This window comes from Mycobacterium sp. TH-M116, from assembly GCF_057473685.1.
In genome coordinates this window covers 1-24275 of record NZ_JBYCLC010000286.1, presented here as the reverse complement: position 1 = coordinate 24275, position 24275 = coordinate 1, and the positions used below count along the sequence as shown (strand labels likewise).

Sequence of the window (24275 nt, the reverse complement as noted above, 5' to 3'; positions counted from 1 at the left end):
TCGGTGTGTCGACGCGTTCCAACACGCCACAGTTCTTAACATCAGCAACGATGGCAACTCAAACAACATTAGTCTCGTCTGTCACAAGCCTCGTCATCATCGGGGTGATCGGGCTGTCCGGGTGCACCCCGCGGCCTGACGGACCCGGCCCGGCGGCCCAGAGGTTCTTCGCCGCCCTGGGTGTCGGGGACACCGCCACCGCCGCCCAGCTCAGCGACAGCCCCGACGACGCCCGCGAGGCGCTCAACGCGGCCTGGTCGGGACTGCAGGCCACCCATCTGGACGCGCAGGTCCTGAGCGCCAAATATGTCGAGGACACCGGCAAGGTGGACTATCGCTTCGCCTGGCACCTGCCCAAGAACCGGATCTGGACGTACGACGGCGAGCTGAAGATGGCCCGCTACGAGGGGCGTTGGAGGGTGCGCTGGGCCAGCACCGGGCTGCACCCCAAGCTCGGTGAGCACCAGACGTTCGCGCTGCGGGCCGACCGGCCGCCGCGGGCCTCGGTCAACGAACTCGGCGGCACCGATGTGTTGGTGCCGGGCTACCTGTACCACTACACGCTGGACGCCGCGCAGGCCGGCTCGGGGTTGGCACTGAGCTCGACGGCGCACGCGGCGGTGGACGTGCTGCATCCGTTCAACGACACGCTCGACGATCCCCAGCTGCTCGCCGAGCAGGCCAGTTCGTCGACGCAGCCGGTGGACCTGGTCACCCTGCATCCCGACGACAACGACAAGGTATTCCCGCTGATCGGCCGACTGCCCGGCATCGTGATCACACCCCAGCCCGCGATGCTGCCCACCGACCCGCATTTCGCGTCGACGGTCGTGGCCGAGGTGAAGAAGGCGGTCATCGACCAACTCGACGGTCAGCCGGGCTGGCGGGTGGTCGCCGTCAACCAGAACGGCGTCGAAGTCGAAGTGCTGCACGAGGTTCAGGGAGCCCCGGCGCCGTCGGTCTCACTCACCCTGGACCGGGCGGTGCAGAATGCCGCCCAGCACGCCGTCGATACTCGCGGCGGCAAGGCGATGATGGTGGTGATCAAGCCGTCGACGGGCGAGATCCTGGCGATCGCGCAGAACGTCGGGGCCGACGCCGATGGCCCGCTCGCCACCACCGGCCTGTTCCCACCCGGGTCGACGTTCAAGATGGTGACCGCCGGGGCCGCCGTCGAGCGCGACATGGCCACGCCCAACACGATGATGGGCTGCCCGGGCAGCATCGACATCGGACACCGCAGCATCCCCAACTACGGCGGCTTCGACCTGGGCGTGGTGCCGATGTCGCGCGCCTTCGCCAGTTCCTGCAACACCACGTTCGCCGAGCTGAGCAGCAAGATGCCGCCGCGCGGGCTGACCCAGGCGGCCAGCCGCTACGGCATCGGGTTGGACTACCAGGTCGAGGGCATCACCACGGTCACCGGGTCGGTGCCGCCGACGGTGGACCTGGCCGAGCGCACCGAGGACGGCTTCGGCCAGGGCAGGGTGCTGGCCAGCCCGTTCGGCATGGCTCTGGCGGCTGCCACGGTCGCGGCCGGCAGGACCCCGGTGCCGCAGCTGATCGCCGGGCGGCCGACGACGGTGCAGGGCCCAGAAGTCCCAGTCACGCCGATCAGCCCCAAGATGGTCGAGGCCCTGCGACCCATGATGCGGCTGGTGGTGACCAACGGGACCGCCAAGGAGATCTCCGGTTGCGGGGCGGTGTTCGGGAAGACCGGCGAGGCCGAATTCCCGGGCGGATCGCACTCGTGGTTCGCCGGATACCGCGGCGACCTCGCGTTCGCGGCCCTGATCGTCGGGGGTGGCAGCTCGGAATATGCGGTCCGGATGACCAAGGTGATGTTCGATTCGCTGCCCCCGGATTTTTTGGCCTGAGGCCCGGCCGCATGTGGTGCTGACGGGACGCGTGGTGTGCGGAAGGGTGACCATCCGGGGACCGCGCCGGTCGTTGCGGCGCAGGCACCGAGGGTGAATCGCCGGCGGCGGACGACGGCGTGTCGCCGCCCGGTGTTCACAGTGGACGCCGCCGTTTCACACTCGAGGCCGGGCCGGCCGCATGGGGGCGATTAAGCTGGCCGTATGCCTGCACGCACCGTGCTTTCCCCCGGAGTGTTGTCCCCGATGCGACCGGTGCCCGCCCGCATCCCGCGCCCGGAATACGTCGGCAAGCCGACCGCCCGGGAGGGAACCGAGTCGTGGGAGCAGACACCGGAGGTTATCGAGAAGATGCGCGTCGCCGGCCGGATCGCGGCCGGCGCGCTGGCCGAGGCGGGCAAGGCGGTCGCGCCGGGGATCAGCACCGACGAACTGGACCGGATCGCCCACGAGTACATGGTCGACCACGACGCCTACCCGTCGACGCTGGGCTACAAGGGATACCCCAAGTCGTGCTGCACGTCGCTCAACGAGGTCATCTGCCACGGCATTCCCGATTCGACGGTGATCGCCGACGGCGACATCGTCAACATCGACGTCACCGCCTACCGCGACGGGGTACACGGCGACACCAACGCGACCTTCTTGGCCGGCGACGTCTCGGAGGAACACCGACTGCTGGTGGAGCGCACCCACGAGGCCACGATGCGGGCGATCAACGCCGTCAAACCGGGGCGATCGCTGTCAGTCGTCGGCCGGGTCATCGAGTCGTATGCAAACCGGTTCGGCTACCAGGTCGTTCGCGATTTCACCGGGCACGGTATCGGCACCACGTTCCACAACGGGCTGGTGGTGCTGCACTACGATCAGCCGTCGGTGGCGACGATCATGCAGCCGGGCATGACGTTCACGATCGAACCGATGATCAATCTCGGCGGGTTGGACTACGAGATCTGGGACGACGGCTGGACGGTGGTCACCAAGGACCGCAAGTGGACCGCGCAGTTCGAGCACACGCTGCTCGTCACCGACACCGGCGTCGAGATTCTCACGCTCCCATGAGCCGCCCGGCCTTCGCCGCGCGCAGGTGACCGGCGCTCTGCTGGTTGCCGGAACGAGTTCCGACGTCGGCAAATCGGTAGTGGTGGCGGGCTTGTGCCGACTGCTGGCACGCCGCGGGGTCCGCGTCGCGCCGTTCAAGGCGCAGAACATGTCCAACAACTCGGCGGTCACCGTCGAGGGCGGCGAGATCGGTCGCGCCCAGGCCATTCAGGCGCGGGCGGCGGGCCTGGAGCCCAGCGTCCGCTTCAATCCGATCCTGCTCAAACCCGGTGGTGACCGGACCTCACAGCTGGTCATCCGGGGGCAGGTCGACGGGTCGGTCGCCGCGGCCGACTACATGCGACATCGCGACCGGCTCTTTGGCATCGTCTTCGACGAATTGTCGGGTCTGCGCGAGGAATTCGACGCGGTGATCTGTGAAGGAGCGGGCTCGCCCGCCGAGATCAACCTCCGTGAAACAGATTTGGCCAACATGGGCCTGGCCAGGGCTGCTGATCTGCCGGTGCTGCTGGTCGGGGACATCGACCGCGGCGGTGTGCTTGCGCACCTGTTCGGCACGCTCGCCGTGCTCGAGCCCGACGACCAGGCGTTGGTCGCCGGTTTCGTCGTCAACAAGTTCCGCGGTGACCCCGCTCTGCTGGAACCGGGTCTGCGGCAGCTGCACGCCATGACCGGGCGCCCCACCTACGGCGTGCTGCCCTACGCCGAGGAGCTCTGGCTGGACGCCGAGGACTCGCTGTCGGTCCTCGCCCAACGCGTCCTGGGCAGGCCCGCACCACCGTGCGGCCACGAGTGGTTGCGGGTGGCCGCGATTCGGCTGCCCCGCATCTCCAACTCCACCGACCTCGAGGCGCTGGCGTGCGAGCCGGGCGTGCTGGTGCGCTGGGTGAGCGACCCCGGCGACCTGGCCGACGCCGATCTGATCGTGCTGCCGGGCAGCAAGGCCACCGTCGCCGACCTCTCCTGGCTGCGGGACCGCGGACTGGCCGACGCCATCGCCGGCCACGCCCGCGCCGGCAAGCCGGTCCTCGGGATCTGCGGCGGATTCCAGATGCTGTGCCGACGCATCGCGGACCCGGTGGAATCCGGGGCGGGGGAGGTCGCCGGACTGGGGTTGCTCGACGCCGACATCTCCTTTGCCGCGGCCAAGGTCCTGCGGCGCTGGGTGCAACCGCTCACCGGCTACGAGATCCATCACGGGCGCCTGTCCAGGTGCGCCGAAAAAAGCTGGTTCGAAGCCGAGTCCGAACCGCAGGGCGTCGAGCGCGCCGCCGTTTTCGGCACGCACTGGCACGGCCTGTTCGACAACGACGAGTTCCGCCGCGCGTGGCTGACCCGTGTCGCCGATGCGGCCGGCCGCCGCGGATTCGTCGCCGGAGACGTCGATGTCGCCGCCCGGCGCGACACCCAGCTCGACGCCGTCGCCGGGTTGCTGGCGTCACATCTGGACCTCGACGCCGTTCTCGGACTGCTCGAGTCGCCGCCGCCGCGACGGCCCCACATCGCCACCGGGTTGCGGGTCTGAAATGGGGGGGACGGAGGGGGAAAAATCTCGCGACCGCCTGCCGGTCGGCGGTAGCGTGCGTGAGTGACCTCGATGATGACCACCCTCGACGGATTCCCTGTCCCCGTGGGGATCGCCGGTCCGGAGAAGGGCGTGGTCGTGGTCGTCGTGAGTGACGTGCAGCAGCCGCCGGCGTCCTACGACGCGGTGTGTGCGCGGCTGCACACCGCCTCGCTGCGCACGGTCGTCATCGGCTTCGACCCGCGGCTGACGCCCAAATCGGTGCTCGGCCTCCTCGACGCGGTGGGTATCGGCTGGGCCGCGGTGGTCGGTGACCGCGCCGGGGGAGAACTCGCCTGGGAGCTGGCGGCAACCAGGGCGGGCCGGTTCGTGGGCCTGGTGGCGATCGACCGGGGGCATCCGCGAGTCGCCGATGCCCGCGGCGTGGTGCGCGACGATCATTGCCCGCCGGTGGAAATCGGGACCACCGTACTGGTCAGCACGCCGGCCGCCCGCGCGGTGGCGCACGACAGCCAGCGGTTCGTCTATTCCGATTACCGCGTCGTGGACCTTGCCCGACTCACAGCGCAGGAGTCGACCGCTGCGCTGGCCACCGAGATCGTGCTGCGCACCAGCACCTGGTAGTGCCGGACCACCTGGTAACGCCGGTTGTGTCACTGCTGCAAGCGATGTGCCGACGGCAGCCGCGCGGCGCGGCTCGTCGGCGGTGACCGAGGAGAAGATGCGTGGGAGACAACGTCGCTGCGTCCGGCCCGATCGTCGGCCTGACCACCTACCTGGATCGGGCACGCACGGGCGTCTGGGATGTGGCCGCGGGTTTCCTGCCCGCCAACTATTTCCGGGGCGTCGCCATGGCCGGCGGTGTCGCGGTGCTGCTGCCGCCGCAGCCGGTGGGCCCCGGCGTCGCCGAACGGGTGCTCGGGGGCCTCGACGCTCTGGTGATCACCGGGGGCAATGACATCGATCCCGCGTCCTACGGTGCGGCTGCTCACCCGGACACCGACGTGCCGGTACCCGTGCGCGATGCCTGGGAGTTCGCGTTGCTGCGGGCCGCGCTGCGGCGCGGGCTGCCGGTGCTCGGCATCTGCCGGGGCGCGCAGGTTCTCAACGTGGCTTTCGGCGGGACGCTGCATCAGCACTTGCCCGACGTCCTCGGCCACCACGGGCACCGGGCCGGCAACGGGGTGTTCACCTCGCTGGCGGTGCGCACGGTGCCCGGTACGCGGCTGGCGGGTCTGCTCGGTGACTCAGCCGAGGTGCGCTGTTACCACCATCAGGCCGTCGCGACCGTCGGTGTGGGACTGAAGGTCAGCGCGTGGGACTCCGACGGGGTGGTCGAAGCGCTGGAGGTGCCGGGCGAGCATTTCGTGCTGGCCGTGCAGTGGCATCCGGAGGAGTGCCTGGACGACCTGAGATTGTTCTCGGCGCTCGTTGAGGCGGCTCGCGCATACGCGCAGCGCCGGTGACGGCGGGTGCACCGGGTTCAGCTCGGCCGGCGCCGTGACGGTTGCCCCGGCGGATCGTTCTCGGCGACCAGGCGGATCGGCTCGCCGACGCGGCCCTGGCGCAGCGGTTGGGAGGGGCCACGGGTTGTCGCCTCGGGCTCGGTCCAGGCGCGCGGCACCGTCAAAAACCCGACCGAGGCGCCGTGACCGATTCGCGCGGCGACCGTCGTGCCGGCGGTGTCGCCCGGAGCCGGAATCAGCCGTCGCAACGCCGCCGCCTTGTTGAGGGAGTTGAGGTTTCTGATCGCGACATCCAACGGCGCCGACAGCGAGCTCAGCTTGGACAGGGACGCCGTCACCGGCAGCAGGGACGCGTCCAGACTGCTCAGCGGTGAGCGGGACAGCCCGGCCAATCCCTCGGGGATCGCCGACATAACCTGGCCGCCGGCCGCGACGACCTCCGGTGCGGCTTTGAGGCGCCATGCGCGGGACGCCGTCGACGGCCCGCAGGGATGAGCCGGCGGCGGGACGAAGGGCGTCAACGCCGCCGCATCCGCCGACGCGGCGGCGTAGGCGTACATGGCGGCGGCGTTCTGGGCCCACATCTGCTCGTACTCGGCCTCGGTGTCCGCGATCTCCGCGCTGCTGTTGCCCAGGAAATTCATGGCGGCCAACGACGCTCGCCGCGTACGGTTGGCCTCGACGGTCGGTGGGGGCACCGTCGCCGTGAACGCCGCCTCGTAGGCGCTCGACGCTGCCTCGGCTCCATGGGCCGTCTGCCGGGCCTGATCGGCGAGGGCCTGCAGCCATTGGCGGTGGTGGGCCAGGTCCCGGACCGTCGCCGCCGGGCCGTGGCAGCCCCGCCCGAGTTGCCCGATCGCCGTGGCGTATCCCGCCGCCGCCTGGTCCAGGGTGTCGGCCAGCGTGTCCCACGTGGCGGCGGCGATCGTCAGCAAGTCCGAACCTGGGCCCGAATACAGGTGCGCGGAGTTGAACTCCGGAGGTCGCCTTCCGACGTCCATGGCTATCTCGCTCGACGGAGGGATCGGGCGGTGTCAAGGGTGCACGAGAACATGAATCTCCCTCTGAGACTGGGTTGCACTGAGACTGGGTTGCACTGAGACTGGGTTGCACTGAGACTGGGTTGCATACGGGCGTGCCGGTGCCGGGAGAGTTATCCGGGTAGGTCGTCGGAAGCTCTATCGGCGCGAATCGCGGTGATCGTCAACGGCGGTGATCGTCAACGGCTAGGTGCGCAGCCGGTCCGATGCCGGCCTGTCAGCAGCGTGCAACGCAGAGCTGAGTGAGAATGTCGCGATGCTCGGCGGTGGCCGTGGGTGCGCGCGCGTTGATGTAGCCCGGCCGGCAGTACGGTGCCACGGCAGGCAACGGGGACCGCACCACTTGGGTGGCGGTGCGGGTTCCGGTCGGCGGCCGGTCGCGGGTCATCCAGGCATTCTTTTTCTGATGCATCGGCGATCGGTCGCTGGAGAAGCCGTCGTCGACGACGGCGTGGGCCCGCTGGTCGCGGTGCAGCTGGGCGTCGACGGCGCGGTGAGTTCCCTGGGAAGTGGATGCCGGCTGCGGGACGATGGCAGCGGCAACCGCGGTGCCGCGGGCTGCCCAACCGGTCGTGACGGCAGCCAGGACGCACAGTGCGATCAGGGCCGCGGCCGCCGGCCACCACCGTCGACCCTTACCGCCACACCCAAGCCTCACAGTGGCATTGATTTTAGTGGGGGGCGCCCCCGCCGACCTGTGAGAACGATCAAAGTCCGGTGTGCGTTCCCCAATCGGAGATGCCGGTGCGCGTCCATGCCGTGAGCCAACGGCCGGAACGCGAGGTATCAAACGCGGGGTATCTGGGGGTATCTGGGGGACGAAGCCGCACTGTCCGGCGCGCAGGGGGGTATACCCACCAGGCTGCTCGAGGTTCTCAGACGCTCCAGCTGGGGATCATGGCCGGCCGGGCGAGAAACCGGTTGTCGGGCAGGACGATCGTGGGTCCGCCGCGCCCGAGCGCCATGGGTGGTACGAATGCTGGCGGGCCTTGCGCGCCGGGCGCGGCCAGTGCGCCGGCGCCCGGCGCGGTCAGCGGGACGTTTCCCAGGGTCGCGCCCAGCGTCGGCGGGATAACCGGCGTCCACGCGGGCGGTACCGACAACGGCCCAATCGTCGCGGCCTTACCCGCCCCTGCCGCAATCGCACTACCCAAACTGCCGAGCCCACCCGCCGGAAAGGTCAAAACACCCCCGAGCCCGCCGGAGGCGGCCTGCCCGGCAGCATTGAGGGCTTCGGCCCCACCGGAATCCGCAGCCATGCCGACCAGGGCCAGCAGATCACCGGCGGCGAAGTTGCCGGGCATGTAAAAACCGGACGAGAAGACCGTGTTCCAGAGGTTGGAATTCAAACCCAGACCGTTGCTGCTGAAAATGTCATTGAACATTCCGGCCCACCCCGTGGTCGAGGTGCTGTTGCCGGCCAGCAAGCTCAACAACCCCGACGACGCCGACGACGCCGACGCGCTGATGCTGCTGGCCGCACTCGAGGTGCCGGCTGTCGCGGAGGCGGCGGGCGAGGCCAGCGTTTGCAGGGTGGTGGGTACCGCGGAGATCAACTGCGTCAACGCGACCTGCGTACTCGTGCTGGCGGTCTGCGCCGTTGCGGCGGCCTGACTCGCCGCCGCAGACGGATTGGTGGCCTGCGGGGCCGCGGTGAACGCGCTCAGCCGCGTGGCGAGCGCCGAATCACCCGCGTAGCCATACATCGCGGCCGTATCCTGGGCCCACATCTCGGCGTAGTGGGCTTCGGTGGCCGCGATCGCCGGGGCGTTTTGACCCAGCAGGTTCGTCGCCACCAACGACGCGAGTTGGGCTCGGTTTGCCGCGATCACCGGCGGTGCCACCGTCGCGGCGAACGCTGACTCGAACGCCGCGGCGGCCGTCCTGGCCGCACCGGCGGTCTGCTCGGCCTGCGCGGCCACGGTATTGACCCACCCCACGTGCGCGGCCGCCGCGGCCGTCATCGACACCGACGCGGAGCCCTGCCATCGGTGACCGGCCAACCCCGACACGGTCGACGTGAACGCCGCCGCAACCGAATGCAATTCGGCTGCCAATGAATCCCAGGCCGACGCGGCCGACATCATGGACTGCGACCCGTCGCCCGAATACATCCGGCCGGAGTTGATCTCAGGCGGCAACGCCCCGAAGTCCATCATGCTCACACTCCCTTGATCAGCGCCGCGATGACGCGACTGAGTTCATGCAAAAGATTCGCATCAAAACTGCAAATAGTTTGCAACAGCATCCCTTGGGTAGCAACAATCTCCAATCTCCCCGCCGCTGGTCGCTCCGGAACAACGGACACGATCAAAAAGTTGCTTAGCCTATCCTAAATAAAATTCTCTCCCTGAGATGCCCAGATGCTGGAACGCTGTTGCCGCCAGGGCCGGCCGACGCCGCGGGAATCCCTGCGGGATCGCAGCATCGCGGCCACCGAGCACTAACCTGTCGAGCACTAACCTGTCGATGACGAACCTGTCGATGACGAACCTGTCGATGACGAGATGAGGAGGGGGCCGCTGTGACGAGTGAATCGACCGATCCCGACGCGGCATTCCTGGGGACCACCGAGTTCTTGGACTGGCACCACGACAACGTCCAGCGCTTCACCCAGGCGGCGGTTGGCGATAGCGCCGATCCGGTGACAAGAGCCCAACGACTTTTCCGTGCGGTCCGTGACAACATCTGGTACGACCCCTACAGCGCAGACGACGATCGCGGCCACTACCGCGCCAGCTACGTCGCGACCGCGGCGAGCGCCTACTGCGTCCCCAAGGCGGTCCTGCTCACCGCGGCTGCTCGCGCCGCGGGTATCCCCGCTCGGCTCGGGTTCGCCGACGTGCGCAACCACCTGCAAACCGACACGCTGCGAAACCGGATGGGCGGCACCGACGTGTTCGTCTACCACGGCTACAGCGAACTGTTCGTCAACGACCGTTGGGTCAAGGCGACACCGGCGTTCAACGCCGAACTGTGCGCCCGATTCGGCGTCCCGCCGATCGATTTCGACGGTGAACACGACGCGCTGCTGCACGCCTTCGACAGCGAGGGCCACCAGCACATGGAATACCTCCACGACCGCGGCTGGTACCACGACCTGCCCTTCGCCGAGATCGTCACCGAGCTCCGGCAGCGTTACGGTCCGCTGCTGCGGCCACCTTCGACCGAGCGCGACACCTTCACCAAATAGACTGCTGGACAATAGAATTGACCACGAACCGAAAGGGCTGCGCCCGTAACCGCCGCCGGTGCCGACGGCGTCAGCAGCGCCAGACGATGAGCGGGATGTCAATCTCGGCGGGTGTGGCCGCGCCGTGAAAACCGATGAGCCGAGCCGTTTGCGGAGGCTCGTGGGCGGTCGCCAGGACGGCCAGGTCGCCGGCACAGACCACCACGACGTCGCCGATCCGCGCCGCATGGCGGGGATCGACCGGTCCGAACATGCCCGTGGCCACGGCCTCCGCGCGGCTGTGCACGCTGGCGCGGTCACCCAGGATCTCGGCCCAGGCCGCCTGCACGTCGGCCGCGGCGCCCGGTTCGGTGTGCAGGTAGCGCACCCGCGGCTCGCCGGCGACCACCCGCAGCCCCGCGGCCAGGCGTGGGTCGGCGTCGAGGTCGATGCGGGCGTCCGGCGAGACGTTGAGCCCGCCGTGGTCGGCGGTCACCAGCAGCACGGCATCGGCGGGCATCGCCTCGACCAGCCGGGTCAGCAGCGCATCGACGCGGGTCGCCGCCTCGTGCCAGCCGGGTGAACCGATGCCGAACACGTGGGCCGCGGTGTCGAGGTCGGCGGTGTAGCCGTAGACGAGGCCCGGCGCCGATGCCAGCGCGGCGGTCACCGCCGCGGCGTAGTCGTCGTCCGGAAGGGTCGCGACGAAACGCGCCCCGCGGTAGGCCGCGTCGGTCAGGCCGCTGCCGAGAAACGCTGCGGGCAGCACGACGCGTGCGGCGACGCCGGCGCGCTCGAGACGGGCAAACCAGGTCGGCAACGGCTGCCAGGCGGCCGGCGGCGGGTCGTCGCGCCAGTGGATGTGGTTGACCACCTGGTCAGCGCCCGGGACCTTGAGGGTGAAGCCCAGGATGCCGTGTTCGCCGGGGCGCGCGCCGGTGCCCAGGGACACCAGGCTGGTCGGCGTGGTCGACGGAAACGTGCACGCCAGCCGGGTGAGCCGCCCGGACCCACCACCCAGCACCGAGGCCAGCAGCGGCGCGCTGGCGGCCAGCTCCGGCATCAGGTGCCAGCCCAGCCCGTCGACCAGCACCACCAGCACGCGCTCGACGCGGTCGGCCCCGACGGCCTCCGTCAGCGCCAGGGCGTCGGTCCCACCGGGCACACCGAGCAGCGCGGCCGCAGCGGGCAGCACCTCGCAGAGGGAACCGGTCACGACAGCCACGTTAGACGTGCGCGAGCCGCCGGCCGGTCACCTCCAGCTGGCGGTCCGTACCCTCGGCCAGCGCCCGGACCTGCGCGGGCCGCAGCCGCCCGCACAGCCTGCCCCAGTGCACCGCGACCTCGTCGCCGACGGCCACGTCGGGCACCGCGCTGTACCCGTCGGCCCAGATGCCGAGGGAATACACCGACGGCTCGGCCAGCACCAGCGACCGGCCGTCCCGGGCCAGTGCGCGGCGCGACAGCTCCACGGCGTCGCCGTCACGGGAAACCACGGTGCCCCAACTGATGCGGCAGCTGTCGAGCACGCTCAGCGGGTGCTCGCCACGGCCCAGGAACCGTGTCCAGGGATACACGCCCAACACGTGGAAGCAGTGGTTGGGCGCCGCTTCGGAGGCCAGGCCGGGGGTCAGATGCGACCAGTAGCGGCCCGCCTGCGGCCCGATGATGTCCAGCAGCGCGGCAAGGAATTCGGCGGAGTCCACGCCGGCGCCGACACCACCGCCGAGCCAATAGGATTCGACGAGCCGGCGATCGAGCGGGTCGGTGATCCCGGTCAGCGTCGACAGGACGCGCAGATAGGGCCACGCCCCGGAGAACCGCGCCGCCGCGGCGCGCACCTGCGCGACGGAGCCGTCGCGCAGGGTGGCGCCCAGCGGCGGGCCGCAGTAGCCCAGCGCGTTGGGGGCATAGGCGTAGCGGGCGAACATCTCCACGCCGTCGCCGGAGCCGGGAGCATCGGGCGTCACGTGCGTCACGTGCGTCCCGCGAGCTTCACGGCGTCACGGTGCATGCGCCCGAAGTTGTAGTAGGCCGCGCAGGCCCCCTCGGGGGACACCATGCATGTCCCGATCGGGGTTTCCGGGGTGCACGCGGTGCCGAAAACCTTGCATTCCCAGGGCTTGAGCACACCTTTGAGGACCTCGCCGCACTGGCAGGCCTTGGGGTCGGCCACGCGCACGCCGGGCATCGCGAAGCGCAGCTCGGCGTCGAAGGCGGCGAAGTCGTCGTGCAGCCGCAGCGCGCTCTGCGAGATGAACCCCAAACCCCGCCACTCGAAGTGGGGGCGCAACGCGAACACCGTGCCCAGCAGCGCCAGCGCCGCCGGATTCCCGTGTTCGGGGACGACGCGCTTGTACTGGTTTTCCACCTCGCAGCGTCCCTCACGGATCTGGGTCAGCAGCATCGCGACCGCGGCCAGGATGTCGAGCGGCTCGAAGCCCGCCACCACCAACGGTTTTCGGTAGACGTCCGGCACGAAGCGGTAGGGCCGGTTGCCCACGACGGTCGACACGTGGCCGGGGCCGATGAAGCCGGACAGTCGCAGATCGGGCGACTCGAGGATCGCCTTGATGGGCGGCACGATCGTGACGTGGTTGCAGAACACGCTGAAGTTGCCTACGCCCAGCTCGCGGGCGCGCACCAGCGTGACCGCGGTCGACGGCGCGGTGGTCTCGAAACCGATGGCGAAGAAGATCACCTGCTTGTCCGGGTTGTCGATCGCGATCTTCAGCGCGTCCAGCGGCGAATAGACGAAGCGCACGTCGGCGCCCTTGGCCTTGGCGTCCAGCAGGCTTCCGCCCGAGCCCGGGACGCGCATCATGTCCCCGAAGCAGGTGAAGATCACGCCGGGCTGGGAGGCCAGCCACATCGCATCGTCGATGCGGCCCATCGGGATCACGCACACCGGACAGCCCGGCCCGTGCACCAGTTCGACGTTGCCGGGCAGCAGGTGCTCGATACCGTGCCGGTAGATGGTGTGGGTGTGTCCGCCGCACACCTCCATGAACTTGAACTCCTCGCCGTCGCCGGCCAGGCACGCCAACCTTTCAATGGCGGCGAGCAGCTTGCGGGCCGCCGCCGGGTCGCGGAATTCGTCAACGAATTTCATTGCGCCTCCTCAGATTATCGCTGACGAGTCGAAGGCTTCCAGCTCCGTGCTGTAGGCGTCGCCGAGCTTCTGGATGGCGGCCAGGGTGAGCAGTGCCTCGGACTCGTCGATCTTGGCCATCGCGAACCCGACGTGGACCAGCACCCAGTCGTCGGGGGCGGGTAGGTCGTCTTCGAGCAGGCGCACGCTGATCGTGCGCTGCACCCCGCTGACGTCGACCTTCGCCAGATAGTTGGCAGCGTCGGTGATCTCGACGATCCGAGCCGGAATACCAAGGCACATCGCATGTTCTCCTCTCAGCAGATACGGCTCTCAACAGATTCGGGGCAGCGGGTCCCCGACGAGCATGTCGACGATCCGGGTGCCGCCGAACCCGGTGCGCAGTACCACGGTCTCGCCCGGCTCGGCGATGATCTCCCCGACCTCGGCGGCCTGGGCCCCCAGTGGATGCGACCGCAGGGCGGCGAGCCCGCCGGCCGCCTGCTCGGGGGCGACGACCGCGACGAGCTTGCCTTCGTTGGCGACGTAGAGCGGGTCGATGCCGAGCAACTCGCAGGCGCCGTTCACCGTGGGCGACACGGGCAGTCGCTCCTCGTCGAGCAGCACGCCCAGCCCGCAGGCCTGCGCAAGCTCGTTGCACACGGTGCCCACCCCGCCGCGGGTCGCATCGCGCAGCCAGCGGGTGGCCGGGGCGGCCGCCATGAGCGCCTCCACCAGGGGGCTGAGCGAGGCGGTGTCCGAACAGATGTCGGCCTCGATGGCCAGGTCGCCCCGGGCCAGCATCACGGCCATGCCGTGATCGCCCATCGGGCCCGACAGCAGCACCTTGTCGCCGACGCGCACCGACGCCGGCGACAGCGCGCGCCCGGCGGGAATGACGCCGGCCCCGGTGGTGGTGACGAACAGCCCGTCGGCGGCGCCCCTGGGTACCACCTTGGTGTCGCCGGTGACGATCTGCACTCCGGCGTCCGCTGCGGCGGAGGCCATGTCGGCGACGATCTCCTTGAGCTCGGCGATGCCGAATCCTTCTTCCAGGACGAACGCCGCCGAAATCCACGACGGGACCGCACCGGCCATTGCCAGGTCGTTGCAGGTGCCGTGGACGGCCAGCGTGCCGATCGAGCCGCCCGGAAAGCGCAGGGGCTGCACCACGAACGAGTCGGTGGACATCGCGATCCGCTCGCCGCTGGGCAGGGTGAGTACCGCACCGTCGCCGAGCGGCTCCAGCGCCGGGTTGCGGAACGCCTCCACGAACACCGCGTCGACGAGTGCCGCCGATGCCTTGCCGCCCGCTCCGTGTGCCAGGGTCACCTGGTCGTCGAGCAGTCTGGGGCGGCGCCGCCGGAACGACTCGATGCGCTCGATCACCTCACCCTCGGCGAAGTGCGGCCCCGGCGAGAGGTGTTCGCCGCCCGCCGTCGTGTTCATGCGGCCCCCACATCGGCTGCCACATCTGGGTCGCCGGACCGTTCGTGGGTGGCCGACCACAGCGAATAGCCGAGCAGCGCCTGGGCCTCCTGAATGCGGTGCACGCTCTGCGAGCGCACGACGAAGCAGCAATCGACATCCGCATTGTCCACGAAGGCCCCGCCGTCGTAGCCGGCGAAGCCGACGGTGTAGAGGCCGCGCCGCCGGGCCTCGGCCAGCGCGGTGAGCAGGTTCGGCGAATTGCCGCTGGTCGACATCGCGATCGCGATGTCGCCGGCCCTCGCGTGGGCGATCAACTGGCGCGCGAACACCAGCTCGAACCCGACGTCGTTGCCCAGCGCGGTCAGAATGGCCGGGTCGGCCGTCAGGGACCAGGCCGCAAGGGGCCGCCCGATCGGCGGCCGGGCGAACAACCGCGCCAGGGTGGTGGAATCGGTGCAGCTGCCGCCGTTTCCGAAGGTGAACAGCCGTCCGCCGGCCGCGAAGCGGCGGGCCAGCTCGGCGGCGGCGCGGTCCAACAGGTCCGCGTTGGCGTGCAGTGTCGCGCGCCGCAACGCCAGGCTTTCGGCGGCTTTGGCCTGCGCGGAGGCGGCCAGGTCGGCGAGCAGGGAGGCCGGGTCGTTCGCCCCGGAAGCCGGCCCGTCGATGAACGGGTACAGGAAGTTGGTCGGCTCGTCAGTCATCGTCCTGCCCGTCGCGCTCGTCGTCGTCGAGGCGGCTGATCGCCGTCCCGGCGTGCAGCACCACCAGATCCCCGGCGGCAACCGGTTCGACGAGCGTCGTCGCCACGGTCTCCACGCCTCGCGCGGTGCGCACCGGGGCCAGCCCGTCGACGGGCGCGGCCACCACCTCACCGAGGCGGCCCTCGTCACCGCACGTCACGCAGACCGCCTCGGCGCGTTCGGGTGCCAGCAGGTTCGAGTGCTCGAAACACACGTGCGTCAGCTCCCACAGCAGGTGGTAGAACAGCACGAACCCACCGGTCGCGGGCACGCACGGGTCGGGGTCGTCGAGCCACAGCACGTGGTCGGCCGCACCGGCCGCCGGTCGTCGGCCGCTGCCGATCCAGATCGTGCTCGCGCCCCACGCCGGGGCGCGGCGCAGCACCGACCGGACCCGCGCGTCGTCGGTGCGCGACACCGCGACCACGATGTCGCCGGGCCGCACCGAGACCCTCGAGAGGTCGACGATGTCCGGTCCGGTCAGGGCCACCGCGGGCAGCGCGCGCTTGCCCATGATCACCGGGTGGACGAACTCGACCGCGATGTGCAGCGCGTGTGGTTCCCACGACGGCGCGATCGACCACATCGTGGCGCCCGCGGCGAACCGCCTGGCCAGGGTCAACGCGGTGGCGGCCAGGTCCCGGGCCAGCTCCGCGCCGAGCCCGCGATCGACCGCCGTGGCGGGGTCGGCGGTCACGGCCCGCCCTCCTCGAGCGCGATCAGCATCGAGATCGCGGCCTGCCCGAGCGCCAGCCCGCCGTCGTTGGGCGGAACCGCGCGGTGGGTCAGCACCTCGAACCCGTTGCGTTGCAACCGGGTACGGCAGGCGCGCAACAGCAGCACGTTCTGGAACACGCCGCCGGTGAGGCCCACGAGCCGGGTCTGGCCGGCGATGAGGCCGACCGCCGTGGCGACCGCGTGCGCGACCGCCCGGTGAAACGACGCGGCCAGCAGTGCCGGCGGGGTGCCGGCGGAAAGCGCCGAGACCAGCGTCTGCATCAGGGGGGTGGGGTCGATCAGCCCGTCGGCCCGTACCGCCAGGCGCAGCGACGGCCCGGGCGCGGCGCCGGCGGACTCGGCCAGCGCCTCGAGTTCGACGGCGGCCTGGCCCTCGTAGTCGATCCGGTGCCGCACGCCCAGCAGCGAGGCGACGGCGTCGAAAAGCCGGCCCATGCTCGAGCACGGCACGCATGCCGTGCCGGTCTCCAGTTGCGAACGGACGAGCGCCAATTCCGGCGCACTCGCCGCCGCGACCGGTGCCAGGTCCGGGGCCCAGTCGAGGTCGGCCGCCCACAACTGGGCCAGCGCCATCCGCCACGGGTTGCGCACCGCGGCGTCGCCGCCGGGCAGCGGCACCGGCAGCAGGTGGGCGGCCCGCACGAAGCGGTGGCTGTCGCGGCCGAGCCGCAGGATCTCGCCGCCCCAGATGGTGTGGTCGCAGCCGTAGCCGGTGCCGTCGAACGCGACCCCGATGATGGGTTCGCCGATGCGCCCGTGCTCGGCCAGCAGCGACACCACGTGGGCGTGATGGTGCTGGACCAGGTCCAGCGGTCGGTCGCCCGCGTGGCGTTCCGCCCAGGCGCGGGTGTGATATGCCGGGTGCAGGTCTGCGGCCACACGCGCCGGGGCGCTGCGTATCTCGCTGAGCTGTCCGACCGTGCGGTCGAACGCGCGCAGTGTCTCCCAGGTGCCCATGTCGCCGATGTGCCCGGACAGGTAGGCGCGGGACCCGTCGGTGAGGCAGCAGGTGTTCTTCAGTTCCCCGCCGACGGCCAGCACCGCGGGGCCCCGGTGGCCGAGGTCCACCGGCAGCGGCGCATAGCCGCGGGAGCGCCGGATGGGCAGCTCCGCGGCCCCCGCTTCGTCTCGGACGACGCGCACCACCGAGTCGTCGCACGGCACGTGGATGGGCCGGTTGTGGTCGAGCACGGCGTCGCACAGGGCGGGAAGCCGCTGTGCGGCATCGGCGGCGGTGAAGCAGAGGGGCTCATCGCAGCGATTGGCGCTGGTCAGCACCAACGCGTCGGGCACGCGCGCGCCGGCCCCGGGGACGGGCGCCAGCAGCAGGTGGTGGATCGGGGAGTACGGCAGCATCAGCCCGAGCAGCGGGCTGCCGGGCGCGACCGCGCCGGCGACCGGCGCGCCGGCCCGGCGCGGGAGTAGCACGATCGGTGCGGCCGGGTCCGAGAGCACGGCGGCCTCGTCGTCACCGATCGGGGCGTAGCGGCGCGCGACGTCGAGGTCGCGGACCAGGATCGCGAAAGGCTTGGCGCCCCGGGCTTTCCGGGTTCGCAGCGCCGTCACCGCCCGCTGGTCGTCGGCGAGGCAGGCCAGGTGGTATCCGCCGATGCCCTTGATGGCCACCACCGCGCCGCCGGCCAGCGCGCGTTGGGTGGCGGCCAGCGCGGCGTCTGTTCCGTCGACCCGGCCTTCGGATGAGGATGGGTGCGCGCAGAACCACAGCGAGGGGCCGCAATCGGGGCACGCGATGGGCTGTGCGTGGAACCGCCGATCGGCGGGATCGGCGTATTCGCCGGCGCACCGCGCGCACATCGCGAACGCGGACATCGTGGTCGCGGGGCGGTCGTAGGGCAGTGTTCGGATGATGGTGTGGCGCGGGCCGCAGTTGGTACACGTGATGAACGGGTGGCGGTGGCGTCGGTCGCCGGGGTCGAACAACTCGGCCACACAATCGTCGCAGACCGCGATATCGGGTGGGATCGGCGTCCTGGCACCGGCGGCCACCTCGCTGGCGGTGATGGCGAACCCGCGGACGGTGTCGGTGTCGGCGATGGCGTCGATTTCGACGGCGCAGATGGTGCTGATGCGCGCCAGCGGCGGGGCCTCGGCGCGCAGCCGGCGCCTGAACTCCCGCACGTGCGCGGGGTGACCTTGCACCTCCAGGAAGACCGCACCCGAGTCGTTGCCGACGAATCCGGCCAGTCCGAGTTCGGTGGCCAGACGATGGACGAAGGGACGGAAGCCGACCCCCTGGACGACACCGTTCACCGTGAGGCGCTGCCGCACCTGGGTGCCGGGCGGGCCGGATCGCAGCATCAGGGACCCGGTCATCTCAACCGCCCTGCGCGCCGGATCCCGGGTCGCCACCGCCGCGGCCCATCAGCTCCAGGCCGGCCATCGCCTGGTCGGCCCCGGCGCGGTCGGTCTTCTCCACGACGAAGCCCAGGTGAATGATCACCCAGTCGCCGGGGGCGAACGTCTCCTCGGGCAGCATGCCGACGTTGACGCGACGCTGCTCGCCGGCGACGTCGACCAGCGCGAGCTGTCCCGCGTAGCCGTTCAGCATGCCGATCACCCGGCCGGGTATCCCCAGACACATGCTCAACGCTCCCTCGGCGCCGAAGACACCGGACTTCGCAGCGCCGCGACGATGTCGGCGACCGCCCGGGCCGCTCGCGCAACAGCATTGGCGACGGGTTCGCTCAGGCCGATCCCCTCGTCGACGCTGCCCGCTTCGCACCCCACCACCACCGTGTAGGGCGGGCTGCCGCCCAGCGCGCGCAGACTGGCGAACACCGCCGCCGGGTCCATGCCGTGCGCGTCCACCGCTGCCGCTTCGGCCGGTGCGTCGTGGTCGGCCTGGAACACGTGCAGGGTGCCCGGGCTGCCACGGTTCGGTATCGCGTCGACGAGAACCAGCGTGTCCCAGCCGTCGAGCAGGTCGTAGGCCAGGTGCATTCCCCCGATGCCATAGTCGACGACGCGAAGACCCGGGTCGTCACGCGGGATCTCGTTGTGACGGACCACTTCCGAGCCGAATCCGTCATCCCCCAGGAAGATGTTGCCGACGCCGGCCACCAGGATGCGCGCTGTCATCACAGTGCCCGGCCGGCTACATCCGCCTCAGTTTGAGGTAGCGGCGGGCATCCGGCAGTGACATCACCCCCATCGCCACCGCGGCCGCGGCCACCAGCGCGATGATGGCGAGGAAGATCCACCCTAGAACTGCCATGTCGAACTCCTTTCCGTGCTGCTGTTCTCCGCCTCCAGCGGCTCGATTTCGTCGGGGGAGAAGTACAGATAGCGCCCGTACCAGTCGTGCAGGTCGGCGGCCGGGTCGTCGTCGACGACCACCCCGACGTGCGTGTTGCCCTCGACGTCTTCATGCACCGACGTGACGCGGGCGGTCTTACCGGCCACGAAGATGTCCTGGGCGTCGGCGTTGCGGTTCGGGTGCAGCCGGACCCGGCTGCCGCGTGCCACCCGGATCCCGTTCACCGGCACCGCATCGATCTCGGGGCGGACGGCGCCGTCGGCCTGCGGATCCCACCAGTCGGCACCCTCGGGGATCCCGGGCACCAGCCCCGCGGGCGCGTGCGGATCGCGCAGCACACCGTGCAGGCGCGCCATCGCCGCGGGCGACATGGCATCGCAGCGGTCGATGATCTGCGCGGCCCGCGGGTCGGTGGCGCGGGCCTGCGCCTTCTCCTCGTCGGTCATCGTCATCACGCGCAGGGTGAGGATCTCGTCGATCTCGGTGCAGTCGTACAGGGCGGTGTTGCTCTGATCGGCAACCTCGGGATGGTCGTAGAGGATGATCGGGGAGATCAGCAACACGTCGCAGGTGCCCGGTGGGCCGGCCAGCACGGGGAAGCAGCGGTGCCGACCGCACCGCGACACCGCGGCGGCAGCGTCGGGGGGCGGTTCCAGCAGCGAGACGAACTGTCCGCCGGCCACGTCGGCGATCAGGTGGGTTCCGATCATGGACCGCGCGATCGCGTCAGCCTTGTCGGCGGCGCCGGCGCCGGTGTTGGCCACCCGCACCGAGACCCGACGCAGGTCCCCGTCCGGCCGGGCGGTCACCGTCAGCTCGCCGCGCACCTCCCGGCGTCGACGGACCAGCCGCCCGCCGTCCAGCGGTTCGATGTCGGTTGCCGCATGCGCCACCAGCGGAAGGATCCGTGATCGGCCGTCCAATGGGATAGGGCCGAAGGACCTCTCACACTCGATCGCCTCGTCCCAGGTGAGCCACGACCCGGCCGGCGTGGTCAACTCGTCGACGGGCACGAAGTCGCCGCCCCCGACGTCGCGTTCGGCGCGGCGGTGCTGCAGCTGCAGGAACCGCACCACCACGGTGATCGCCCGCGCCCCGTCGACCAGGAAGTCCGCCGCCATGGCGTCGTCCTCGCCGAGGCCGGAGTCCACCGCACCGGGCGGTCCCAGAACCCCGAACTGCCACCGCGACTGGTTCTTGCCGGACGTCCCGCGGTAGGGGTAGAGCAGGTAGCCCTCGTAGAGCACCGCGTCGGCGACGGCGCGGGCCCGGGCCGAGGTTTCGGGTGCGCTCACCGCGCGGCCTCCTTCTCGGCGTCCAGCAGCGAGGCGACCGCACGGTCGAGGTCGAGCAGTCCCTGTGCGGCCTTGTAGCGGGCCAGCGCGGCGACGGTTTCGTGGCTCAGCCGCACCCAGCCGGTGTCGGGGTAGTGCTGCGCGATCAGCGCGCGCCACACCGCGGCCGGCATGTCGTAACGGCATTCGCAGTCCCAAGGCACCTGCTGAACCGAGAACCCGTGGTCGGAATTGACGAAAATTGTTCCACTGAACAGGAATTGGAGGGGAATTTCCCCGGCCTGCAGGGCGTGCACGTATTTGGCGGCCGTCACTTCGAAGTCGTAGGTGCATTCCAGCGGAAGCATCACCGTCGTGTGCCCGGCGAATCCCGGCACCATCGCGGCGCAATGCTGCCACAGGAACGTGCGCTGGGTGTTGGCCCAGCGCTCGCGGCCGCCGAACAGGTCGAGCAGTCCGGCGGCCTCGTCGTCGGAGTAGGAGCGCCGGAGCGGTTCGATGCGGACCTGGCAGCGCAGCGCGATGGCGTGCACCGCGCCGGTGTGACCGGCCGGGCCGCCGGCGGTGATGCCGATGCGCGCGGTGAGCACCGGCGTGACGCTGTACGGCTCGGGCGCCACGTCGTGAACCGCGAACGCCATGTCGATCGGCTGCCCGGTCATCGCGGCCTCGCCACGGCGCGGGCGGCGAGCCGGGCGAAGAAGTCGTCGATGAACGCACGCGCGTGCTGTCCGCCGTCGAAACCCCGCCACAGCATGCGCAGGCGCCCGACGAACTCGTAGCAGGCGTCGATCGGGACCAGGAAGCTCTGCGGCTCAGCAGTTTCGGGCCCGTCCTCGACCCGGACCAGCAATGCTTCCACGTCGTCGACCGGCAGCCTCGCCCGCGGGTCCGCGCCCGCGAGGGCGGTCCAGGCGTCCAGGTCGAGCTCGGACTCGCACGCGCCGGCCGGGCCGGGGTAGAAGGCGACGGTGCGCCCGAGGGCGGAGTTGGTGAAGAAGAACGCCACGCCGACCGGGATCTGCAGCGCTTCCCAGGTCCGGCGGTCCAGCGCGAAACCCGGGAAGGCGAGGTACCGATCGGGTACCGCCCGGTAGCGCAGCTCGGCCGCAGTGTCGCTGAACAGCAGGTAGCACGCGCGGCACACGCACATCAGTTGCCGCGCGGCCACGCTCACCACGTGCTGGTGTTCGTCGGCGATCGGCTCGGCGCACATCTCACAGCGCTCGCCGCCGTCTTCGGGGAGCGGCCGGTCGGCGCTGATGCGGGCCAGCACGTCGTAGGGGCTGGTCATATGCCGGCCCCCAGCGGTTCGCCCCGCAGCGCCACCGACAGCGCACCGTCGCGAAGCAGCACCGGAATCGGTTGCAGGTGGGTGCCGTTGGTGCCGGCGCCGGCGTGGACGGCGTCGAATTCGGTCGTGCAGCGCGGGCATTCCAGCATCCCCGCGTGCAGTCGCGCCCCGGCGAGCGTGTCGTCGCACACCGGGCAGTGATCCCGGTAGGCGAACAACCGATCGCCGACCCGGCAGGCCAGCAACGTGGTGCCGTCGACGGAGAAACCTGCCACCTCGCCGGGGGCCAGCTCGGCCAGTTCGGGCGCCGGACGCCAGGCCGTCGCGCCGGTGCCTCGCGAACGGACTTGGGCCAGCAGGGATTCAGCGGGGATCGTGCCGGCGGCGGGTGCGGCCGCCGCCACCTCGATCGTGCAGATCTCCGGCGCGGCGGTCAGGATCGCATCCTGGACCGCGAGCTCCAGCGTCACCGCCGAGGACGGGCAGCTCTTGCAGCTGCCCGTGAAGGCCAGGCGCACGGTGTCGCCGTCGATTCCGATCAGGTCGACGTCACCGCCGTGCGAGCCCAGGTAGGGCCGCACCCGGTCCAGCGCGTCGCAGACCCGGCGCCGCACGTCGTGCGGGTGCAGCCCGTGCACCAGGAGCAGGCTGGCCACCAGGTCGTCGGTGGCCAGCCGTTCGGCGAACCCGGGGTCGCCGGCCAAACCCATGATCCGCGCCAGCCCGGCTCCGTACAGCTCGACCACCTCGCGGACCAGCAGCTGGGCGCGGTCATACGCGGCCGCCCCACCCGCCGCGCAGGAATCCAGCAGTGTCTGGATCCGCTCACCCGCGCTGCGCCACTGCGCGTCGTTCTCGGAGAGTTCAGAGGTGGTTCCCGGGCGATCCGGCGTTGTCATTCCGCGGGTCTACTCCATTGATGGTGATGACCCGCTGCGCCCGGCTTCGCCGAGCTTGCGATCATCACCGCCGGCGGGTGACTGCGTGGGCGTGTGCAGTCTTTCCAGCGTCTTGCCCTTGCCCAGGTACATGTGCACACCGCAGGGCAGGCACGGGTCGAAGCTGCGCACCGTGCGCATGACGTCGATGCCCTTGAAGTCCTCCCTGCCGTTCTCCTCGAAGATCGGCTGACCCTGCACCGCGTCCTCGTAGGGTCCCGGAGTGCCGTAGCTGTCGCGCGGGTTGGCGTTCCACGGCGTCGGCGGATACGGGTGGTAGTTGGCGATCTTGCCGTCCCGGATCACCAGGTGATGGCTGAGCACCCCGCGCACCGCCTCGGTGAAGCCGCAGCCGATGCCCTCGTCGGGCACCTCGAAGCGCTCCCAGGTCTTGGTGCGCCCGGCGCGGATCTCGGCGAGCGCCTTCTCGGCGAAGTGCAGCGCGCACGCCGCCGCGTAGGCCTGGAAGTAGGTGCGCGCCCGGTCGCGCTCGATCGTGTTGCTGCCGTACTTGGGAATCTGCCATTCGAACTCGACCGGTCCCTTCAGGGCGGTCTTGGGCAGGTTGATCTTGACGCTGGTGCCCGTCGCCTTGACGTAGCCGATGTCGACCAGCCCGGCGAGCGCGGTCGCCCACAGCCGGGCCAGCGGACCGCCACCGGTGTCCAGCGCCAGGTGGTCGCGGCCGTCGAACCAGCGCGGCGACATCACCCAGCTGTACTTGCCGCCGTCCATGTCGCGCTTTTGCGGGTGCGGGTTGGTGTGCTGGTTCCACGGGTGGCGCCGGTCCACGGCGTTGCCCAGCGGGTCGGTGTGTACGAACATCTCCTGTTCGGTCCAGTCGTCATAGTAGGAGCTGCCCAACAGGATCCGGATTCCCAGGTTGATGTCGACCAGCGAGTGGGTGACGAGCTTGCCGTCGACCACCACCCCCGGGGTGACGAACATCGCGTTGCCCCAGCGCTCCATGTCCTTGTATTCGAAGTTGCACACTTCGGGGTCCTGGAAGGAGCCCCAGCAGCCGAGCAGGGTCCGGCGCAGCCCGACCTTCTCGTAGCCGGGCAGCGCGTCGTAGAAGAAGTCGAACAGGTCGTCGTGCATCGGCACGACCTTCTTCATGAACTCGACATAGCGCATCAGCCGTGTCATGTAGTCGGTCATCAGCTGGATGGTCGCGACGGTGCCGACCCCACCGGGATACAGCGTCGACGGGTGCACGTGGCGTCCCTCCATGAGGCAGAACATCTCTCGCGTCCAGCGGCTGACGACGAGGGCTTCGCGGTAGAACTCGCCGCTGAACGGGTTGAGCGAGCGCATGATGTCGGCGAT

Annotated in this window: 26 protein-coding genes; 6 read left to right on the top strand and 20 right to left on the bottom strand. The window is 70.3% G+C overall.

Annotation, left to right across the window (positions count from 1 at the left end; translation table 11 throughout):
- Nucleotides 1-50: 50 nt before the first annotated feature.
- The 5 genes from AC2VOK_RS14525 to AC2VOK_RS14505 all read left to right on the top strand — a co-directional run bounded on the left by AC2VOK_RS14525 (nucleotide 51) and on the right by AC2VOK_RS14505 (nucleotide 5930).
- Nucleotides 51-1877, top strand: coding sequence for a penicillin-binding transpeptidase domain-containing protein (locus AC2VOK_RS14525; RefSeq protein ID WP_428901114.1), 1827 nt, complete (start codon nucleotides 51-53; stop codon nucleotides 1875-1877).
- A gap of 204 nt (nucleotides 1878-2081) precedes the next feature.
- Nucleotides 2082-2939 carry a type I methionyl aminopeptidase gene (gene map, locus AC2VOK_RS14520; RefSeq protein ID WP_428901113.1) on the top strand — a complete coding sequence of 286 codons (858 nt, stop codon included), beginning with the start codon at nucleotides 2082-2084 and terminating at the stop codon, nucleotides 2937-2939.
- A 25-nt stretch (nucleotides 2940-2964) separates the two neighbouring features.
- Nucleotides 2965-4464: a cobyric acid synthase gene (locus AC2VOK_RS14515; protein ID WP_428901112.1), complete on the top strand. Its 1500-nt coding sequence runs from the start codon at nucleotides 2965-2967 to the stop codon at nucleotides 4462-4464.
- A gap of 72 nt (nucleotides 4465-4536) precedes the next feature.
- Complete coding sequence (locus AC2VOK_RS14510; protein WP_428901143.1) at nucleotides 4537-5088, top strand: alpha/beta hydrolase; 552 nt, start codon at nucleotides 4537-4539, stop codon at nucleotides 5086-5088.
- A gap of 101 nt (nucleotides 5089-5189) precedes the next feature.
- A complete protein-coding gene (locus AC2VOK_RS14505) occupies nucleotides 5190-5930 on the top strand; it encodes a gamma-glutamyl-gamma-aminobutyrate hydrolase family protein (RefSeq protein WP_428901111.1) in 741 nt (246 codons plus the stop codon).
- Between the two features lie 17 nt (nucleotides 5931-5947).
- Here the strand turns inward: AC2VOK_RS14505 and AC2VOK_RS14500 are convergent, their stop codons facing one another.
- From AC2VOK_RS14500 to AC2VOK_RS14485, 4 genes are all read right to left on the bottom strand, one after another.
- The gene (locus tag AC2VOK_RS14500) at nucleotides 5948-6931 is read right to left on the bottom strand and encodes a PPE family protein (protein ID WP_428901110.1); all 984 of its coding nucleotides are present in this window, start codon (nucleotides 6929-6931) and stop codon (nucleotides 5948-5950) included.
- Nucleotides 6932-7187: 256 nt separating this feature from the next.
- Entirely contained in the window at nucleotides 7188-7628 is a 441-nt protein-coding gene (locus AC2VOK_RS14495) for a hypothetical protein (protein WP_428901109.1), read from the bottom strand.
- Nucleotides 7629-7845: 217 nt separating this feature from the next.
- Nucleotides 7846-9129 (bottom strand): PPE family protein, encoded by a 1284-nt coding sequence (locus tag AC2VOK_RS14490; protein ID WP_428901108.1) that lies wholly within the window; start codon nucleotides 9127-9129, stop codon nucleotides 7846-7848.
- A 2-nt stretch (nucleotides 9130-9131) separates the two neighbouring features.
- On the bottom strand, nucleotides 9132-9278 hold the full coding sequence (locus AC2VOK_RS14485) for a hypothetical protein (protein WP_428901107.1): 147 nt from the start codon (nucleotides 9276-9278) through the stop codon (nucleotides 9132-9134).
- 216 nt (nucleotides 9279-9494) lie between these two features.
- On the opposite strand from AC2VOK_RS14485, the gene AC2VOK_RS14480 reads away from it, so the two are divergent.
- Entirely contained in the window at nucleotides 9495-10163 is a 669-nt protein-coding gene (locus AC2VOK_RS14480) for a transglutaminase-like domain-containing protein (protein ID WP_428901106.1), read from the top strand.
- A gap of 70 nt (nucleotides 10164-10233) precedes the next feature.
- Here the strand turns inward: AC2VOK_RS14480 and AC2VOK_RS14475 are convergent, their stop codons facing one another.
- The 16 genes from AC2VOK_RS14475 to AC2VOK_RS14400 all read right to left on the bottom strand — a co-directional run.
- Nucleotides 10234-11358 carry an alkaline phosphatase family protein gene (locus AC2VOK_RS14475; protein ID WP_428901105.1) on the bottom strand — a complete coding sequence of 375 codons (1125 nt, stop codon included), beginning with the start codon at nucleotides 11356-11358 and terminating at the stop codon, nucleotides 10234-10236.
- Nucleotides 11359-11368: 10 nt separating this feature from the next.
- Nucleotides 11369-12112 (bottom strand): DUF6390 family protein, encoded by a 744-nt coding sequence (locus AC2VOK_RS14470; RefSeq protein WP_428901142.1) that lies wholly within the window; start codon nucleotides 12110-12112, stop codon nucleotides 11369-11371.
- A 5-nt stretch (nucleotides 12113-12117) separates the two neighbouring features.
- The gene (hypD, locus tag AC2VOK_RS14465; protein WP_428901104.1) at nucleotides 12118-13254 is read right to left on the bottom strand and encodes a hydrogenase formation protein HypD; all 1137 of its coding nucleotides are present in this window, start codon (nucleotides 13252-13254) and stop codon (nucleotides 12118-12120) included.
- Between the two features lie 9 nt (nucleotides 13255-13263).
- On the bottom strand, nucleotides 13264-13536 hold the full coding sequence (locus tag AC2VOK_RS14460) for a HypC/HybG/HupF family hydrogenase formation chaperone (protein ID WP_428901103.1): 273 nt from the start codon (nucleotides 13534-13536) through the stop codon (nucleotides 13264-13266).
- A gap of 30 nt (nucleotides 13537-13566) precedes the next feature.
- Nucleotides 13567-14682: a hydrogenase expression/formation protein HypE gene (gene hypE / locus AC2VOK_RS14455; protein ID WP_428901102.1), complete on the bottom strand. Its 1116-nt coding sequence runs from the start codon at nucleotides 14680-14682 to the stop codon at nucleotides 13567-13569.
- On the bottom strand, nucleotides 14679-15365 hold the full coding sequence (locus tag AC2VOK_RS14450; protein WP_428901101.1) for a D-sedoheptulose-7-phosphate isomerase: 687 nt from the start codon (nucleotides 15363-15365) through the stop codon (nucleotides 14679-14681). The genes hypE and AC2VOK_RS14450 overlap by 4 nt, the downstream gene beginning before the upstream one ends.
- Complete coding sequence (locus tag AC2VOK_RS14445; protein ID WP_428901100.1) at nucleotides 15358-16101, bottom strand: HypC/HybG/HupF family hydrogenase formation chaperone; 744 nt, start codon at nucleotides 16099-16101, stop codon at nucleotides 15358-15360. Before AC2VOK_RS14445 ends, AC2VOK_RS14450 begins: the two co-directional genes overlap by 8 nt.
- Nucleotides 16098-18476 (bottom strand): carbamoyltransferase HypF, encoded by a 2379-nt coding sequence (gene hypF / locus AC2VOK_RS14440; protein WP_428901099.1) that lies wholly within the window; start codon nucleotides 18474-18476, stop codon nucleotides 16098-16100. Before hypF ends, AC2VOK_RS14445 begins: the two co-directional genes overlap by 4 nt.
- Nucleotide 18477: 1 nt before the next feature.
- Nucleotides 18478-18744, bottom strand: coding sequence for a HypC/HybG/HupF family hydrogenase formation chaperone (locus AC2VOK_RS14435; protein ID WP_421528980.1), 267 nt, complete (start codon nucleotides 18742-18744; stop codon nucleotides 18478-18480).
- A gap of 2 nt (nucleotides 18745-18746) precedes the next feature.
- Nucleotides 18747-19241, bottom strand: a complete 495-nt coding sequence (locus tag AC2VOK_RS14430) for a hydrogenase maturation protease (RefSeq protein WP_428901098.1) — start codon at nucleotides 19239-19241, stop codon at nucleotides 18747-18749.
- Nucleotides 19242-19257: 16 nt separating this feature from the next.
- Nucleotides 19258-19377: a DUF6893 family small protein gene (locus AC2VOK_RS14425; protein WP_428901097.1), complete on the bottom strand. Its 120-nt coding sequence runs from the start codon at nucleotides 19375-19377 to the stop codon at nucleotides 19258-19260.
- Nucleotides 19365-20714, bottom strand: a complete 1350-nt coding sequence (locus tag AC2VOK_RS14420; RefSeq protein ID WP_428901096.1) for a hypothetical protein — start codon at nucleotides 20712-20714, stop codon at nucleotides 19365-19367. The genes AC2VOK_RS14425 and AC2VOK_RS14420 overlap by 13 nt, the downstream gene beginning before the upstream one ends.
- The gene (locus AC2VOK_RS14415) at nucleotides 20711-21376 is read right to left on the bottom strand and encodes a DUF6084 family protein (RefSeq protein ID WP_428901095.1); all 666 of its coding nucleotides are present in this window, start codon (nucleotides 21374-21376) and stop codon (nucleotides 20711-20713) included. The genes AC2VOK_RS14420 and AC2VOK_RS14415 overlap by 4 nt, the downstream gene beginning before the upstream one ends.
- On the bottom strand, nucleotides 21373-22008 hold the full coding sequence (locus AC2VOK_RS14410; protein ID WP_428901094.1) for a DUF5947 family protein: 636 nt from the start codon (nucleotides 22006-22008) through the stop codon (nucleotides 21373-21375). The genes AC2VOK_RS14415 and AC2VOK_RS14410 overlap by 4 nt, the downstream gene beginning before the upstream one ends.
- On the bottom strand, nucleotides 22005-22907 hold the full coding sequence (locus tag AC2VOK_RS14405; protein WP_428901093.1) for a NifU family protein: 903 nt from the start codon (nucleotides 22905-22907) through the stop codon (nucleotides 22005-22007). The genes AC2VOK_RS14410 and AC2VOK_RS14405 overlap by 4 nt, the downstream gene beginning before the upstream one ends.
- Nucleotides 22908-22916: 9 nt before the next feature.
- Nucleotides 22917-24275: nickel-dependent hydrogenase large subunit (locus AC2VOK_RS14400; protein ID WP_428901092.1), on the bottom strand; the 1359-nt coding region annotated here is incomplete at its 5' end.